Source organism: Trichocoleus sp. ST-U1, assembly GCF_039961835.1.
Classification (GTDB): domain Bacteria; phylum Cyanobacteriota; class Cyanobacteriia; order Cyanobacteriales; family FACHB-T130; genus FACHB-T130.
This window is the reverse complement of the sequence record NZ_JAMPJZ010000018.1, coordinates 17,199-35,041: the sequence shown is the minus strand read 5'-3', so window position 1 is coordinate 35,041 and position 17,843 is coordinate 17,199. Positions and strand designations below refer to the sequence as shown.

The 17,843-nt window shown below is 47.6% G+C and carries 10 protein-coding genes; 4 read left to right on the top strand and 6 right to left on the bottom strand.

Annotated elements, in window-relative coordinates:
- Window positions 1-48 precede the first annotated feature (48 nt).
- Window positions 49-5,163, bottom strand: a complete 5,115-nt coding sequence (locus NDA06_RS09410) for a hypothetical protein (protein WP_190986124.1) — start codon at window positions 5,161-5,163, stop codon at window positions 49-51.
- A 931-nt stretch (window positions 5,164-6,094) separates the two neighbouring features.
- A complete protein-coding gene (gene ilvN, locus NDA06_RS09405; RefSeq protein ID WP_190410342.1) occupies window positions 6,095-6,613 on the bottom strand; it encodes an acetolactate synthase small subunit in 519 nt (172 codons plus the stop codon).
- Window positions 6,614-6,946: 333 nt separating this feature from the next.
- Here ilvN and NDA06_RS09400 point away from each other — a divergent pair, with 333 nt between their 5' ends.
- Entirely contained in the window at window positions 6,947-7,315 is a 369-nt protein-coding gene (locus NDA06_RS09400) for a BON domain-containing protein (protein WP_190410343.1), read from the top strand.
- A gap of 77 nt (window positions 7,316-7,392) precedes the next feature.
- On the opposite strand, the gene NDA06_RS09395 is transcribed toward NDA06_RS09400, so the two are convergent.
- Window positions 7,393-8,343: an alpha/beta fold hydrolase gene (locus NDA06_RS09395; protein WP_190677255.1), complete on the bottom strand. Its 951-nt coding sequence runs from the start codon at window positions 8,341-8,343 to the stop codon at window positions 7,393-7,395.
- A gap of 450 nt (window positions 8,344-8,793) precedes the next feature.
- On the opposite strand from NDA06_RS09395, the gene infC reads away from it, so the two are divergent.
- The 3 genes from infC (at window position 8,794) to NDA06_RS09380 (ending at window position 13,039) form a co-directional block, all read left to right on the top strand.
- On the top strand, window positions 8,794-9,327 hold the full coding sequence (infC, locus tag NDA06_RS09390) for a translation initiation factor IF-3 (protein ID WP_190410345.1): 534 nt from the start codon (window positions 8,794-8,796) through the stop codon (window positions 9,325-9,327).
- Between the two features lie 124 nt (window positions 9,328-9,451).
- Complete coding sequence (locus NDA06_RS09385) at window positions 9,452-12,424, top strand: HEAT repeat domain-containing protein (RefSeq protein WP_190410346.1); 2,973 nt, start codon at window positions 9,452-9,454, stop codon at window positions 12,422-12,424.
- A 135-nt stretch (window positions 12,425-12,559) separates the two neighbouring features.
- Window positions 12,560-13,039: a Crp/Fnr family transcriptional regulator gene (locus tag NDA06_RS09380; RefSeq protein ID WP_190429295.1), complete on the top strand. Its 480-nt coding sequence runs from the start codon at window positions 12,560-12,562 to the stop codon at window positions 13,037-13,039.
- A 68-nt stretch (window positions 13,040-13,107) separates the two neighbouring features.
- Here NDA06_RS09380 and NDA06_RS09375 read toward each other — a convergent pair whose 3' ends face one another.
- From NDA06_RS09375 to opcA, 3 genes are all read right to left on the bottom strand, one after another.
- On the bottom strand, window positions 13,108-14,523 hold the full coding sequence (locus tag NDA06_RS09375; RefSeq protein WP_190986123.1) for a dynamin family protein: 1,416 nt from the start codon (window positions 14,521-14,523) through the stop codon (window positions 13,108-13,110).
- A 246-nt stretch (window positions 14,524-14,769) separates the two neighbouring features.
- Window positions 14,770-16,215, bottom strand: coding sequence for a cobyrinate a,c-diamide synthase (locus NDA06_RS09370; protein WP_190986122.1), 1,446 nt, complete (start codon window positions 16,213-16,215; stop codon window positions 14,770-14,772).
- A 76-nt stretch (window positions 16,216-16,291) separates the two neighbouring features.
- Complete coding sequence (gene opcA, locus NDA06_RS09365) at window positions 16,292-17,668, bottom strand: glucose-6-phosphate dehydrogenase assembly protein OpcA (protein ID WP_190986121.1); 1,377 nt, start codon at window positions 17,666-17,668, stop codon at window positions 16,292-16,294.
- Window positions 17,669-17,843: the final 175 nt, after the last annotated feature.

Genomic DNA, 17,843 nt, shown 5'->3' with positions numbered 1-17,843 from the left:
TGGCGCTCTCTTCGCCAACGCGGTTCATCATAGAATGACCCAAAACCACTAATTATCACAAAGTAGGCGATCGCTTTCTCGGACTTTGGGATTGTTTTCTAAATAGTCCTGCACCCAACTACAACTGCGTGCCAGGAGATTATCGAGATCCAGATTCCACAACATCACGGTTTTGTCCTTACTGGCAGAAGCAAGAATCTTGCCATCTGGACTGAAACTCACACTGGTAACGCGATCGCTATGACCTGGGAGCGTTTTAATTAACGTGTCATCCAGTCGCCACAATTGCACCGTGTTTTCCCAGGTCGTCGTGGCTAGAATTTGACCATCCGGGCTAAAACTAACATGAGCAACGCTATCCGTATGCCCTTTCAAAGTTCGATATAAAGAACCATCGCGCCGCCAAAGTTTAACCGTATTGTCATAACTCGCGGATGCGATTAGCTGACTATCCGGGCTAAAAGCGACATCCAAAACCCAACCACTATGTCCCGGTAAGGTTTGCAGATATTTTCCCTCGGCAGTCCAGAGTTTGACCGTATGATCGTCGCTAGCAGTCGCCAGTAATTCCCCGTCGGGGCTAAAAGCCACTGCATTAACGCGATCGCGATGCCCAGTTAAAGTTTTAATCAAATTGCCCGAAGTATCCCAAAGTTTTACCGTCTTATCACGAGAAGCAGAAGCAATCATTTTGGCATTGGGACTAAACGCCACATCCAAAACCCAATCGCTGTGCTTATTTGGCTCATTCAGGGGGTTGAGAAGCGTACCCGAGCGATTCCAGAGTTTCAACGTCTTGTCACGAGAAGCAGAAGCAATTAACTGAGAGTCGGGGCTAAAACTCACGCTATTTACCCGATCTTTATGTCCATTCAACGTAGCGATCAAAGAACCGCTTCTGTCCCACAACTTCACTGAATTATCTTGACTGGCAGAGGCAGCCATCTGACCATCGGGGCTGAAACTCACATCATATATCTGATCCGTATGCCCTCTTAAAACAGTGCGCGACATATCATTAAGTCGCCAGAATTTGACAGTTTTATCGTAACTACTAGAAGCAATCGTCTGACCATCGGAGCTAAAACTAACACTTGTCACCCCATCACTATGTCCCCGCAGGATTTTCAGCAGCTTCCCGTTGCGATGCCAGAGTCTCATTGTATTGTCATTACTGGCAGAGGCAATCATCTGGCTATTCGGACTAAAACTCGCTCCAAACACCCAGTCACTGTGTCCCTGAAGAACCCGGATCGTTTGTCCAGTTTGGTAGTTCCAAAGCCTGACTGTTTTGTCATCGCTTGCTGAAGCTAACAACTGCTTATCGGGACTGAAATTGAGGTTGGTTACTTTGCCAGTATGTCCCTTGAGGATTTTGTAGGGTTGCTCGACCGTCATGGAAGCCATGTTCCAGATTGTCACTGTTTTGTCGTCACTCGCCGATGCTAAAAATCGACCATCCGGGCTAAAAGTGGCGCTGGTAACTTTTCCGTTGTGTTTCAATGTTTTCAGCAACTTGCCGGTGCGATAGTTCCAAAGCTTTACCGTTTTGTCATCGCTTGCCGAAACTAATATTTGACCGTTTGGGCTAAAGCTGACGTGATTAACCAAACTACCGTGTGCTTTGTCAATCGTTCTTAGTAAAGTACCGTCTGTTTGCCAAAGTTTTATTGTCTTGTCAGAACCAGTCGAAGCTAAGAGGCGACCGTTAGGGCTAAAACTGACGCTGGTGACGCTCTCACGATGACCTGACAAGGTTTTCAGGATCTTGCCATCGCGCCGCCAAAGTTTTACCGTTTTATCGACGCTGGCAGAGGCAATTGTCTGACCATCGGGGCTAAAGCTGACGCTCCAAACGACATCACGATGTCCTTCCAAGCGATTGCGTTCTTGTACTCCGTAGATTGCCTGCTGCATCGCCGTAACGACGCGCATTTGGGTATCGGGTTCTACCCCAACTGCACTTTCGAGGCTTTTCCCTGCCCTCAAGGCTTCAATTAAGGCATCAAATTCTTTGTAGGAGACAAAGAGCGTTTCGGAAGAAGCACTCAGGGCGGTGAGTTGAGCATTTGTTTGCGCGATCGCTGCCAGCTTTCTTTGAGCTTCGGCTCGCAGCGCAAATCCTCCGGCAGAAACTGCCAGGATTGTCATCATAATGCCGACGCCGATCGTTCGCAATTGTTGTTTCCGTGCCTGATACAGCTTTTCCTCACTTTGTGCTAATTGGGCTTTCAAGTTCAGATCGGATTTTTGACGAATCCGATCGACTAGATAATCATGAACCAATTGGTAACGGGCTTCTGACCCTTCCCAAATTACGAAAACCAAACCAGATCCTACAAGAATTTCTAAAATTAAGTCTAGTAGAGGCATTTCCCCGCCCACTGCTCTTTCCGCCTCAAGCTGCAATACGGTTGCCAGCTCTTGCTTCGTCTTCAGAGGTCGCGTTCCTTTCTCGTTCGTCAATAAAAATAAAACGTTCCAAGCCAAAGCTTCATTTTCGATACCACAATCAGCAATGACTTTTTTCAGAAATCGCTCAACCAGTTCGGCTTTCGGATTCGCTCCCAATTGCTGATACTGTTGCATCGTGGTGATTTTGTCTTCTTCTTCCTGCAATTGGGCACCCACTAATTGCAATTCAATGGGGCGCACCTCTCCCAGTTCTTCAGCCAAATCTTCCACTAACCGATTAATTAACTGTGGCTCTAAATAAAAAAATGGAGAGCGTTCGGTTAAGCTTTTAACAATCTGCCGCGCATCCGGCTTAGAAAAATTCCCCAAATGGTAACGAATATCTTGGTTTAAAATGTCGTTATTTATGACATCTAAATACTGGAGTCGTTCGCACTCTAGTAAATAATGCAGATAGTCTTCTCGCAGAGACAAAATAACTTTTACAAAGGGAATGTTGAGGCAGTCGCGCAAAAATTCATAAAACTGCCGCCGCATCGCTGGATTAGTACAGACGAAAAAGAATTCTTCAAACTGGTCAAAAATCAGAACGGTTAACAGATTGCGATCGCTATTGTGTCGCAACTGTTCTAGGAGGTTGGCAGCAAGTAGTGTCGGCGGAACCACAGACATTGGCATTTCTTCAGCGCGATCGCTTTCTTCTAAGATTTCCTGTAAAGATAAAGTTTCTCCGCCCGTTCTCACTTCGCTGCTATCTTCTGACTCCTGTCCGGACGCGATCGGGACGGGAAGGTGTTGGGCGTCTTCCTCCTCTAAAGGGAGTTCTGATTCCTGGTTTCTGACTCTGAGTTCCTTCGATAATTGTCTAGCCAGCGTCCCTACCCAATCTTTATAAACTTCGATAACGACAGGTAAAACATCGCGTGCGCCGATGCTTTTGAGCTGGAGTGCTGGAACTAACCCAGCAGTGATAATTGAGCTTTTACCAACTCCAGAAGGACCGTGAATCACAATCAATTTGTAGTCATTGCGGCCGATCCGGTCAATGAGGCGAGTGACATCCTGCTGCCGACCAGAAGCAGCAATTTCCTGGGGAATCGACCCTCCCAAGCGCATATCTCCTCCAGATGTGACGCCTGGGTTCAGAGCCTGCCGGTAAGGCTGTAGGCGTCCGGCACCTGTAAAAGAACGGAACCCGTATTGATGCTCCAGGGAACGCTGCTCTTGCTTCAGTTGAAAGGCTTGCAGATAATCACCCTGCTGAAAGTAGAGCGATCGCAGTGCCTTGAGAATCCGCAAACATAAATGGGGATCGTACTGATGGTTACACTTGTTGAGCGCCTGTTCCAAGTTTTGAATCGCGGCAGCAGCTTGCCGCTGTCCCAAATGTTTCTGAGACTGTGCCAGCAGCAACAAATATAAACTTTCATACTGAGATTGCGGGATTGAGGCAGAAGTTGTCTGGAACGTTTCTTCCGCCAGCGTTGAAAGTGCCAGAGTCGCTTGCTGATACGCTTCTATCCAATTGGACTGGTTAAGCGCCACCTCCGCCAGAAAGCCAAAATCTTGAGCCTGCTGGAGGTTTGCATCATAAGTTTGATGCAGGATCAAAGCTTTTTCTGCCAGCTCCTGCAAATCCGCCCACGCTTCCAAACGCCGCAGCACTTCACAAAGGAATGAAATAAACTTAGCAACCAGTTCTGGACGTTGAGCTTCCTCAAAAACTTCAATGCACTGCTGAAAATAATCTCTCGCTTGCTTCCAGTGCTGGCGGCTCATTTCCGGTCGCAAGTTAGCCAAACGGGTATAGCATTGCCCCAAATGAAACAGCAGCAAACCCACTTTTAGGACTGAGTGCTGAGGACTAACGACACACAAAGAATCGGAAATCGTGGTGCTTGCCTCTTGACCCTCATTTCTGATGTTTTCCCCAGTCCGTACTTCGTGGCGCTTTGCTAACAGTTCTGAGTCTTCAGTCCTGAAATAAGCCAGACTTCGTTGATAATGGGCGATGCTTGACTGGATTTGATCGGTGGCGTAGTCATTGCGCCCCCGCACAAATTCGAGACTTGCCTGTAGTTGAGGCTCCAATTGTTGCCCGCGACGCCGCAAATCTGTCAAGGCCGACTCCAGTTCTAGGCGATGCTGGGAACCAACAACTAAATCGAGAGCGGAATGGTGCAACAACTCAAAATTGCTAGAATCTAGCTCTCTGGCAAATAGAGAGTCCGCTTTCTGCCGCAATAATTCGATTAACTCATCCCCTGACATCACAAATCGGATCGAAGAAGCTGCCCAGCTTTTGAAATCTGGCGCAAACCGAATCAGCTTTTGTAGCACCGCGTCGGAGAGCCACAACACGAGGGGGAAAGGAAACTGAGCGCGAAATTCATCGCGTACTTGATTGGTTGAGGTTAGCAGCTGATCGAGAGCGATTACCGACTCCAGCCCTAAGATCATCGCGGCGGACAATATTTCTGTTTGTCGAGACGTATTCCCTGGCTCTTCCAGCGCTTCCAAGATGGAGTTGTAAAGCGTCTTGACCGAATCTGCTAATATCACCTCGCGCACGGGAAACGGATTTTGTTCCCGTACCTGCTGCACCATCCGCTGTTGCAACAAGCTATAGTTGCAGCGCACCAAAATTAGCGAGAATTGCCCCTGAGAAAGGGCGATCGCTCTCAAGAGCGTCTTTAATGAGCGTTGGTTGTATGCATCTGCCTCTTCTGGTCGGCTCAGATCGGTCATTGCTTCTACGTTTGGCCTGCGCGTTCGATAGACAATATTCCTCTGCCAATGCTTTAGCAGTAGCGGTATTTTAAAAACGAATAGGCACAAATACTATTTTTAATCAGATGAACCGGCTTCGGAGCTGCTTAGGTTTTGCATTTGCAATTGACTGATAATTCGCCAGAATTATCGTCAGGCAGCTTTGTTATACGTGAGTTTTACAATTCCCAGAAATCGTTGATTAAAATAAGTTCCTCCACTCATTTCTGCCAAGATGTCTCTTTTCCTAGTGGCTTAAGCCAAGAGTCTTATAAAGAATCCAGATAGGGAACCATCTGGAACTGCGTACCCAGCAGGAATTTTCGGTATTGCTCCCAGCATTGGCATCCAGGAATGGTTTGCGAACCAACCAGGTTCGCAACTCCCCCTTTAGCAGAGGTTCTTGACGGCTGTTTCGGCAACTCACATCTTATTATGTAGTTATCAGAGAATAAACGATTTTTCTGATAAAAGAAAATAGTATCTGTCCTGAGCAAGGACTAAACTCTAACCGCTCCTGATATAATCCAGTGCCTCTAATCCGAGGTAGGCATCAGCTCATCCGGAAACTTTTGCGAATGTTTAGGACAAAGTTGTACTCAAGGGGATTCCTTGCCTACTCCGGGAAGGGAACCTCTAATCTCACGCTTCTATAGCTATGCCAGTCTTTGGCTACACAGGGCAAGTAGGAAGCCAGGGAATAACAGCGATTGGGTAGATTTCCTGGAAAGTCGTTTGGAGTACCTTACTAAAAAAAGCTCCGAGCCAGACTCAGTAGACTGGAGACTCGGAGAAAATAAGCGCGAATAGAAGAGAAGAACAGATGATAAAAAGCGCAATCGCCGAGCGAGGAAAATTGATGCTTCTGTCTACTTCCCGCATCAGCAAGCTGAAAATTCCCTTACCTCGATTAAAGCTTAGCTTCCAGAGACTTGAGAAACTCTGTGTTAACACCCGACTCGCGGGTAAGGGCGATTTTGCCGGTACGAGCAATTTCACGCAAACCAAATTTATTCAGCACTTGAACAATCGCCACCAATTTGCCTGGATCTCCCACCACTTCTAAAGTGAGCGCATCCTCCGCAATGTCTACTACCCTAGCGCGGAAAACCTGAGCCAGTTCAATCACTTCCGAGCGATTGGAGCTGGTAGCATTCACCTTCAGCAACATCAGCTCTCGTTCTACACACGGAGTATCCGTTATATCCTGGACTTTTAGTACATTCACCAGCTTGTAGAGCTGCTTGGTGAGTTGCTCGATTACCCGGTCATCTCCCGGCACGACCATTGTAATCCGGGAGATTCCGAGCTGTTCAGCTGGTCCAACAGCAAGGCTTTCAATATTAAATCCCCGACGGGCAAACAAACCGGCAATCCGAGTCAGGACTCCAGCTTCATCTTCAACCAAAACTGAAAGGGTATGTTTCATTTTATACAAAACAGGCGGAGGCGCGATGTTGCTTTCAACACGCTAAGCAATATTTTGCTTCCCTACAAGAAGCTACGTGGGTTGTAAGCAGTACGTTAGCAAAGACTTACTACCTACACGGTATGCGAAGGCAATGTTAACAGAAATTACGTTAACGAAGCTACATCTTAATGTTACTGTATAGCACCCCTTGGCTACAAAAAAACGGCTATCTCTGTATATTTAGGGATTTTTAGCCCCCGGAAAACCTTAAATCTTTTCATTGATAGATGTCTTGATTTAGTAATTTCATAATAATGGTGTAGTTCAGCTTAATTCGGAGCAAAAATACCTATGGGTTGGTTAAAAAGACTTTTTGGCATGGAAAAGCCGCAAAATGCACAAACTAATGCGGTACCAGCACCGACAGCTCAAGCTCCTGCCTCAACCGGCACTGCAAGTAGCAGCGAGACGATTCCGCCAGAGCGAGTGGGATTAACTGGAGAATATGACCAAAGCGGACTTGCCAAGCGGGTTGCTCTAGCTTTCGATCAAGATCCGGATCTGGATGATATTAATACGCTCTATGTAGCCCAAACCGGCGGCACAGTTGTGCTAAAAGGACAAGTTCCCAGCCAGCAAATTCTCAATCAAATGGTCTCGGTCGCCCGGAGTGTGGAGGGTGCCACGGGTGTCCAAACCGATCAAGTCACCATTGGCTAGAAGTTAGAGGCCTAGAAATTCGAGGCTAGAAGAAAAAATCGATAGGGTGGGAAGTGCCCACCCTACTTGGCGAAAAGCTAATCACTCACTGCTAACTGTTTTTGGGGTGTAGCAGAGCTATCTACCTGGTCTTCAGGCATCGTTTCAAGCCAGTTGAGGATAATCTGGTTAACTTCATCTGGACATTCGTCATGGGGACAGTGACCTGCATCCAGCTCAACCAACTGAAGCTTAGGGTTGATATCCCTAAATCGAGCCAGTACGCTAAAAGGAATCATTTTATCTTGCCGACCCCAAATCAAGAGCATGGGCGTGTTCAAGGTTGGCAGTAAGGTTTTGACACTGGGGCTAAATTTAGCACTGGTCATCGCTTTGAGGATGGCACCGAATGCTGCCGCCGAACCCCGATCTTGAGCAGGGCCTGCCAGAATATCTACCAGTTCGTCAGTAACAGCATTTGGGTTAGCGTAAGCGATCGCAGCCCACTTGCGGACGAAGGACGGACGCCTGACTAGATAAAAAACATTCTGGAGAATCACGGGTGAAGCCACAACACCTTTGACCCCTGCCACAACGGGTCGCAACCAGGCAGGAATTGCCTCTTCCTCCACGGAGGGATCGGGCAAACTCATCATCACAAAACCTTTCACCATCTCTGGATGCGCGGCTGCCACTGCCAGACACACCAGCGATCCTATCGAATTTCCAACTAATACCACTGGCTGCTGAATAAAAGTCCGCCAGAAATCATAAACTTGCTCTACCCAAAGATCGACTTTGTAGTCTGCCTGCGCCTTCCGGGATGCCCCAAATCCCAGCATATCTAGCGCATAAACCGTATGAGACTGACCAAGTACCGCTAGATTGTGTCGCCAGTGTCCAATGGAAGTCCCAAATCCATGCAGCAGCAACAAGGGGGTCGTCTTTTGTGTCGGTTGAGACGTCCGGATGTACGTATAGCGAGTCTGCCAACCCCGCCAAACCCAGTCTCTTTGACTGCCAATTCGATGCTGCCAATGCTGGGTCACGATCGCTTTTGCCTCAAATTAATAAGTTTTATAAACTTTATCTTTGTCTGTTGACTTCTATTTTAGTGGTTTGCTGCTAGAGCGTGTCTCATCACGGTTTCTGAGAAGTTAAGTTAACAAACCTAGACAAAACCGATACTGTATGGCTGCACAGAAAAAGTCCCTACCCCGAACACCAGACTTGCATCGTCTGCGTAAATTGCCAATCAGCAGTCGTTGAGGGGGAGATGGGAGCGATCGCTTTTTGGAAGTTACGTGAACAACTATAGACAGAAACTCTCCCATACTCAGTAGAATGGCAGATACAAGGAAAGAAAAACTTGGTTTCTTTGGGAATGAAATTGAGAACGCCAGGAAGCAGCCTGTAGCTCTAGTGCGATCGCTCAAACATTCAACAACCCACTGCTATCAAAATTAACCTCATCAACTAACCGAGCAAACATAACCCTAATGCCTGTGATTGAGAAAAGACGCACTCGCGATCTACCCCAAATTAACGAACGTATTCGTTTTCCCCAAATTCGCGTCATTGACACCGATGGCACGCAGCTGGGAATTATGACGCCAAACGAGGCTATCCGCATCGCTGAAGAAAAAGAGCTGGATCTTGTCCTGCTCAGCGATAAGGCAGAACCCCCCGTTTGCCGGATTATGAACTATGGCAAATATAAATTTGAACAAGAGAAAAAAGCGCGGGAAGCTCGGAAAAATCAGCATACGGCTGATGTCAAGGAAGTGAAGATGCGCTACAAGATTGAAGAGCATGACTATCAGGTGCGAGTTAATCAAGCCGAGCGCTTTCTGAAAGCGGGAGATAAGGTTAAAGCCACGATTACGTTCCGAGGTCGCGAAATTCAACACAGCGATTTAGCCGAGGACTTGCTCAAGCGGATGGCGACGGATTTACAGGAACTAGCGGAAGTGCAGCAAGCTCCCAAAAAAGAAGGTCGCAACATGATGATGCTGCTGTCTCCGAAAAAATAGCTCAGTAGTCGGCGGTCAGTAGTCAGTGGTCAGTGGTGTGGGGAAGACCAGGCGTCGCCCGAACAGTGGTCAGTGGCAAAAAAGAAACACTGACCACTGACTACTGACAACGGACAAAATACCAATGAAACTGAACAATCGCGCTTGGTCTTGGTCCGATTGGGGTCGGGGATTACTCCAGTGGGTCAATCTTCGTCCAGAAGAAGGAGAGCGAACACTATTCATGTTCGCTTTCTATACCACAACTTCCATCGGCATCATCTGGGCAGAAGCTAGTACTGTAGCCCTTTTTCTGAAAGAGTATGGCGCAGAGCAATTGCCCCTGTTCTATATCCTCTCAGCGGGTATCGGTTCGAGCCTGGGCTTTGTCTACTCTTGGATGCAAAAGATTTTGCCTTTGCGCTGGGTAGTTGTCCTAGTAGCCTCCCTTGCAGTCATCCCCCTTGTCCTATTCCGCCTGGGATTAGATATTGTCTATTTGGCTGGCGTCACAGTCTTTCTGATGCGGCTGTGGGTGGAAGCGATTAACGTCCTCAATGACCTCAACACTTCCATTACTGCTAATCAACTCTTCAATATCCGGGAAATTAAGCGCACCTACCCCCTCATTAGTAGTGGCATCCTCGTTGCAGATGTTGTCAGTGGTTTTTCCCTCCCCCTAATCCTCGCCACCGTTGGACTGAATAACGTTTCCCTAGTTGCTGTCGTGATGATGGGGTTGGGAGCTTGTAGCCTTTTTTATCTCACCCAGCAGTACAAGCAAGCCTTTCCGGATTCTCCCGTCAGAGCCAACTTAAATCAAGAAAGCGACTTCACATCCAGGCGTCTGAGAGGCCCCTTACAGCGCTACGTCATCCCCTTATTTGGCTTCTTCATCGTCGGGCAGATTCTGTTTTTGTTAATTGATTTTCAGTATCTGAGTCAATTAGAGCTGAACTTTGACAGCAAGGAAATTGCCAGTTTCCTCGGTTTGTTTAGCGGCATCGTGGGTTTATGCGAACTAGCAACCCAGTGGTTTATCTCCAGTCGAGCCATCGAACGGCTGGGAGTATTTGTTGCCGCTATGTTGTTGCCTGTGGCAATTATTATTCTTAGCTTGGTTGCTCTCACCGGGGTTACAGGCTTTTTTCTAGGTCTGATCTTCCTCAAATTTATAGACGAACTGCTGCGCTATACCCTCATGGCTGCCCTTGGGCCGGTTCTATTCCAACCGCTCCCCGATAACATTCGCAGCTCAATCATGGCTCAGGTGCGGGGCATCGCCGAATCCCTCTCAACAGGATTTACTGGAGCGGGGATTTTAGGCATCATCAGCTTGTTAGCCTTTACCTTTCACAACCTGTCGGAGAACTCGCTGCGATCGCTCCAAAGTTGGGTGTTTGTCGCCGTTATTATTATTTTTGCCCTCCTCTGGCTGTTAATTGTTTTCCTGCTCCGATCGAGCTATGTCGGCTTGCTGGTTCAGAGCGCTCAAGGAGAACGGCTAAGCGTTTCAGATGTCGATCTGCGAGTCCTCAAGCGTGCTGTCGTCGAAACACTGGAGAAACCAGGTACGGAAGCAGATAAACGCTCTTGCATCGAACTCCTGTGCCAAATCGACTTGGAGGATGTGGGCGAAATCCTTGCTCCGCTGCTCACTCACCTCACTCCAGCCTTGCAGCGCCAGAGCCTAGAAGCAATGTTGCTGACGCCGAATCCCACTTATTTAGACCAAGTTCAGGGGCTGATTGCTCAAAAACTCAATCCAGAAGTTCTCGCTGTCGCTCTACGCTATATCTGGCTAACTCAGGAAACCCCTGATATTAGCCAGTTACAGCCCTACCTCCGCCCAAACGTAGACCCGGTGGTACGGGGAACCGCCGCCGCCTTAATATTGCGCCGGGGCACCCCGACGGAGAAAGCCGAAGCGACCAATACCTTGCGCCGGATGCTGACTCATCAACGGGAACGGGAACGAGTCATGGGTTGTCGAGCGCTGGGAGAGGCAGATTATTTGCAGGCACTGCGACTTTATATTCCTAGTTTGTTACAAGATGAGTCTTTGCGCGTGCGCTGCGCCTTGCTAGAGGTAATTTCCTCAACCCGTTTACACGAATACTATCCGGCTCTGGTGCGAGGGCTTTACTACAAATCTACCCGCGAAGCCGCTCTCGGTGCGATTGTGCGTTTAGGAGATGAAGCGATTCCGATGCTGGTTGAGTTAGCACAAGATATCCACAAACCAGATTTGGTAAGGCTACAGGCTTGGAGTGCGATGGGTCAAATTGGCACGCCGGAAGCCCTCAATCAGTTAGTGGCTCATCTAAAAACCGGCTGGGGGACTACGCGACGCAATATCCTGCGGATTCTGCTCAAAATGCCCCACGAAACCGGAATCGAGGGGGTTCTCGACCGCTTAGGTCGCAGCGGTGTTGAAATGTTAATTGAGCAGGAAATGCTGTTTGTCGGACACTTGTATGCTGCTTTAGTAGATTTGTCAGCGGATGAACCAATTGAATCTTTTTTCGCCTCAACACGAGAAGCAAACCAGTCAGCGCTCTCATTGCTACAACGGGCACTTCTGGAAGAGCAGTCGGATGTGATTGAGCGGTGTTTTTTGCTGATGAAGTTTCTTTATCCGGCTAGCTCGATTCAAGCAGCAGCGTTTAATCTCCAATCTGATTCGCCATCGAATATCGCGCTGGGGTTGGAAATTTTGGATAATACTCTAGATATCGCTAAGAAGCGATCGCTCGTGGGAATTCTCGACCGGCGACCGGAGAAAGAAAAACTGCAAAACTTGGCAGAGATGTTTCCTTATCAACCGATGATTCAGAGCGATCGCCTGCGTCGGTTGCTGGATTTACGTCATTTTCTGTCAGACTGGCCTTTAGCATGTTGTTTTCATGCAGCACGTCAGGCGAAATGGAGTTTGACGCCGGAACAGACGCTGGTGTGTCTGCGCCATCCCACCGGCTTTGTGCGGGAAGCGGTTTTGGCTTATTTGAGAGCCGCTGCACCCCGTGCTTTGCAGGAAATGTTGCCCGTCCTGAAAAATGACCGCGATCGCCTTGTCGCCGCCCAAGTTCAGCAGATGATGGCAGAACTGGGACAATAGAGGGACTAGAGACTCTGGACTCTGGATGATTACCCTAATGACGATGGGCTGTTCTCAAGTCTAAAGTCTAAAGTCCAAGGTCTAAAAGTCTAAAGTCTAAAAGTCTAAAGTCCAAAGTCTAGAGTCTAGATTCCGATGTTAACCAGCGTTGAGCGCCTATTATTTGTCAGAGGCGTCCCGATTTTCCAGGAACTGCGGGATGATTTTCTGGTGCGGCTGGCTTCTGTGATGGATGAGCTATCCTTTCCAGCGCATCATACGATTTTTACCGAAGGACAAGAGGGGCGATCGCTCTATATTGTCGTTTCTGGTAGGGTACGGGTTCATTTTGGCGGGCGGGATTTGGCGCACTTAGAGCAGGGAGCCACCTTTGGGGAGATGTCGTTGTTTGATGCTGAGCCGCGTTCGGCTTCGATTACGACTTTGGAATCTTGCGAGTGTCTGATGCTGACGCAGTTGCAACTGTATGATGCGATTGATGAGACGCCAGGAATTGCGGTGAACATCATTCGTTTGCTGTCCCGTCGCATCCGCGAACTGAACAACAAGATCAACGTTTATAAGGCGGAAAGTCAGGAAGCAGATTTAAGTAAGGCGGGGAATTTGGGAGGATGAACTGCGAAGCAAGGAGAAAAAGCCAGGAAGAGACGCGATCGCATCCATTAGCCAAATTCTTTAATAGCTTAGTTAATTATCTGTACTGGCTTCCAACTATCCAACGATTTCCGAATTGAAGTTAATTCATCCATATATTCATTCAGTTGAGCTTTCCGCTCTTTTAAACTTGTCACAATTCGAGGGGGATTTACTTCCGGTTTTTGGGGTTTGGTTGCCAAATGTTCTAGCTCATTCCCTAATGCTTGAATTGGCTCATTAGTTAACGTCTCTGTACTTTGGGAAGCTGCCTTTTCTTGAATATTTTCAGCTTCTACGTCCCCGCTTACAAGACGGGTATTCAGGGAATCTTCTATTGCTTTAGCAGCTTTATTGAGTTCTGCCAAAACTCCATTTAAAAGATTCCAACCTGAATTTTCAATAATTGTTTGAAGCACTATTTCTTGAATAACAGGAATTCCGCTATCTTTTAGAACTTTTGGCGCAACTTCTATAGGCTGGGGAACTCTAAATTCCCCTTCCTCAGTTTCTTCTATATAATTTCCTAAAAATACTTGGACGAACTCTTTTGTATGACTGCTAGTTGCTGTGCTGTTTTGAATCAGTTTTGCTAAAAGTCCTTTTCTAGAATTTGCCGAATAGATAATCGGACTTGAAAAACCTAAGCCGATTAACGTTTGTTTGCAGATTTCAATAACTTCAGAAACGTCTATATGTGTGTTTTTCGGCTCAACCTCATTAACAATAAAGAAAACCTTACCTTGATTGACTGCTAAAATTTGGCGATAGTTCTCTATTATTTTTTTTAAAAAAACGGATACAGAATCATTTTTAAAATTATTCTCATTTAAAATAAATAAGATTACATCGGTATTTTCTAAGGTTTCTAAGATTATCTGTTCTTGCTCTGTTGTCGGGGTGAATTTTATAGATGCTTGCTCATTTTCAACAGACAGATCGCTTAGAGTAAAGCCAGCTAGAGATGAAAGCGTGCTAATTGCTTCAATCGGATGTTCTATTTCAAAGCGGATAGTCCAATCGGGATTATGTTGATTCCGAATAGATTGAGTATGCTCTAGAAATTTTTGGGCAATTTCGACCGCATCACCAGAAGCGATCGCAACAGGTTGCCGATGTCCTTCTCGATACTCTAGCAATCTATGCACTTGTCCAGAATCAATATGTCGGATATCGGTACGGCAGGCAGTAATCGCTTCAGCTTCACTCGGTAAAATATCTGCACCTATTAAGGCATTTAGGAAGGTGTTTTTGCCTGCATTCAGAGGAGCAATAACCGCAACTTGATACTTCTGCTCTTTTAAAGTATATAACGCTTTAGTAATGTCATTTTCGATGCGTTGTAACGCCTTGGTATCGTCTCTCTCCCCTTCGCGTGTTGCTCGAATTTCTTGAAGGGACTGTAAGAGTAGCCTACCTGTGATGTAAATGCTGTCGTGTGCTGCTTGAAACTGTTCAGAAGACATAGCAATCGTCCGCCGAAAGGGGCTAGCGTAAGTTAGCTAAAGCTTACATCAGCTGAACGCAGAAGAAACAAACAAGAGTGACAGTTGCGATAGCGAAACGCTGACTTGTCAGTTCGCAGGCTACTACACGCTCAAGCATTGCAGACACAAGTCGCGATCGCGTATAGCCCTTTGGGCATGAAAACAGCGAAGCGAGGCTTTAGTCTAGCGCCAACCTGTCGGTTCGCATCCGTCCACCCATCTTTTTTACGTCTCGCTTGACTCCTTCCGCGCTTGGGAAAAACGAAGACAATGCTTTAGAAATCGAGCCGGAATCTCCGGACAGCCGCAAAAATGAAGATGGACGTAGGAAGCATGAACGTGATGCACCGCCCACCCCTCACTGGTAACGGGACTGTTGGGATCGTACCCCCGAATTTGAAATAGCGGCGCTTCCGGTTCCTCAGTTAAGTGAGAACGGTGAAACTCATGCCCCCAAACGGTTCCCCCAGCCGGGAGGAGGGGACTTTCTTGCAGCGCGATCGCTTGCCGATACCCTAAACTCAGGCGCGAACTCATGGCGGCTGTGGTGGGTAAAACTCCTACCATCGGGAAAGAATTTCCCTCAAAATCTACAATTTTTTCGGACAAATACATTAAACCGCCACACTCGGCATAAGTAGGCATTCCCGCCAAAATTGCCTTCCGCACTGCATCACGAGTCGCGGTATTTTCAGCCAAGTTTTGGGCAAAAACTTCCGGGAAACCACCCCCAAAATATAATCCTTGAATGCCTTCTGGTAAGCTGTTGTCCGTCAGCGGACTCCAAAACACCAATTCTGCTCCCAGGGATGCCAGTATATCTAGATTGTCTTGATAATAGAAGCTAAAAGCGCGATCGCGGGCAACAGCAATTCTTAAGGGATCGAGGATATCCCGTGAAGGCTGGGATGAAGGATGAATTAATTCTATTGGTTGCTTTTGTTCTACCTTGAGAAGTGGCAAGAGGTGTTCCCACTCAAAGCAACTGTCTCCCAAATCCGCAAGTCGATCGATTAAAGCGTCCATCTGAGACAGCTCTGCGGTGGGCACCAAGCCCAGATGTCGGTCGGGAATAGTGATATTATCTTGTCGCCGCAAAATGCCTAGAACGGGCAAATGCAAGGGTTCTAGAGCATCTTTGAGCAGTTGCAGGTGGCGATCGCTTCCCACCCGATTTAACACCACTCCAGCAATCTTGATTCTAGAGTCAAAAGAACGATAGCCATGAGCGAGCGCTGCCACCGAACCAGATAACCGGCTGCAATCTAACACCAACAGCACGGGTAAATCCAAAAGCCGCGCAATATGAGCCGTACTTCCAAAGTCAGTGCTGAGTGCAAAATTTTCCGTTTCTTGCTCAAGATTTAACTTTTCATTCTGAATTCTCTTGACTCCGTCAAATAGCCCCATGACCCCTTCCACGAGGGCATAGTCGCTTCCGTAACGATGAGCAAGAAAAGACTGCTGCACGTAAGTTTCAGAGGTCAGTACCGGGTCTAAATTCCGGCAAGCACGACCAGTCACGTACGTGTGAAACATCGGGTCGATGTAATCTGGCCCTACTTTAAAAGATTGAACCTGGTAACTCCGACGACATAAAGACGACAGCAGGGCGAGCGTAACTGTCGTTTTGCCCACCCCGCTGCGTTCTCCGGCGATCGCTAATGCCATATTTACTCATTGCTTGTTGTTCATCGTTCATCTATGTTGCGATGAACAGTTGCTATGAACAATGAACAATTCGCGATTAACCATTCGCGCTCGCTAATTTGAGAATTGCCGTCGTGATCGCCATACTTTCTACGTAAAGCATATCTCGACTCCAGCGCCGTAACTGCTGACTTAACAAGAACTCAGCTTTTTGGTCAGACATCGGCGTTACCTGTTGAATCCGGCAAGCTTGGGCACCACCCCCCGCCTCCATCCGCATACAACCTGTTGTTTCGGAACACAAAACTGTACAACAGTCTGCATCCAGATTCGTCGAACTCAGGCGTAGCGCAATCAAGTCACCCGGTATATCACCCCAGTCAGCAGTAGGAATCCCTGCCAACTCCGCTTCTATTGTCCGCTGATCGGGAGCAACAAATTCAATCCGCTTGATGTCATAATCACCGCCTTCTTGTGTATAAGAAACGGGGTGCCACTGCAACCGGCTCGCCAGCCAACCAATAAACATCAATGCTTGGTCAGGATTGCCCTTTTCATAATTAATCGTCACTTTATCCACTTCCTTAAGAGCCTCGCGGCGCTCTGGTGGATCGAAAGCTTCGGCGGTTAATTCTTGCCACGGAGCCAGCCGACGCCAATTGAGGTCGGCAACCGGAATGCCTTGTTCCAGAAGGGTTTGTACCCGCAGTAAATCATCCTGTGGTTCGTTGAAAACACAGGAGTCAACGATCACAGAATTGCAGACTGCTGCCAGCCGCTTAAACAGAGCATCATTTGGATCGGGCGTACCCTTCCACCAGAGGAACTTAGGCAGACCGCCGATTAGCAACCCACTCACAATCCCACCGATACGTTCCAAAGCTTCGGCGGTGCCTTGCAGAGTAATGTATTCGCAGCAGATCAGGGTATTGTGACTTTGCTTTTGGATGGGGCAATAGGCTGAGACTTGAGCCGTCACGCCTTCATCTTCCCCAGAGACGGGGCATAAAGCAATGATCCGGCAGGGGTTCGCGGCAGCGATCGCATCCGCAATTCTAAAGCTATCTGAGGAAGACTGCTGACCATTACTGGCATCTGCCTCTTTTGTATTCCCATCGGAGCGCTTCTTTGCTTGCTCTACTCGCAGTCGGTCGAGGATTCCGGCATCCGTCTTGCCCGTTACTGGCAGTCCATAAGCTTTCTGAGCCGTCTTGATCGCCGCCTCCGTCAGCGGGCCATCAATTCCATCGATCGGGCCTTTGTAAAATCCTAAAGCTGCCAACAGCTGCTGAGTTTCCTCCGGTTCGTAAACCACAAAAGTAAATGTGGTTGCCCGCGTAGCCATCGGAGACTCGCCATTATCATTGTCGCTATTGTAGCTTTGCCAAATTTGATGCAGTTCCGCCTCAATTTCTGTCATTGAGACATCTTTGGGCGGTTGTATTGAAACAATCGGAAGAGATTGTGTTGCCATATTCAGTGATTGAAGAAAAGGTAATTGGTAAAAAGGTAATTGGTAATTGGTAAAAAGGTAATTGGTAAAAAGTTTTAAGTTGTAGAGACGCGATTTATTGCGTCTGAGTTTTGAATGGAAGAGTTTCTTCTAACTTCAAACTCAATACTTACAACTCTGATTACCCATTACCGAT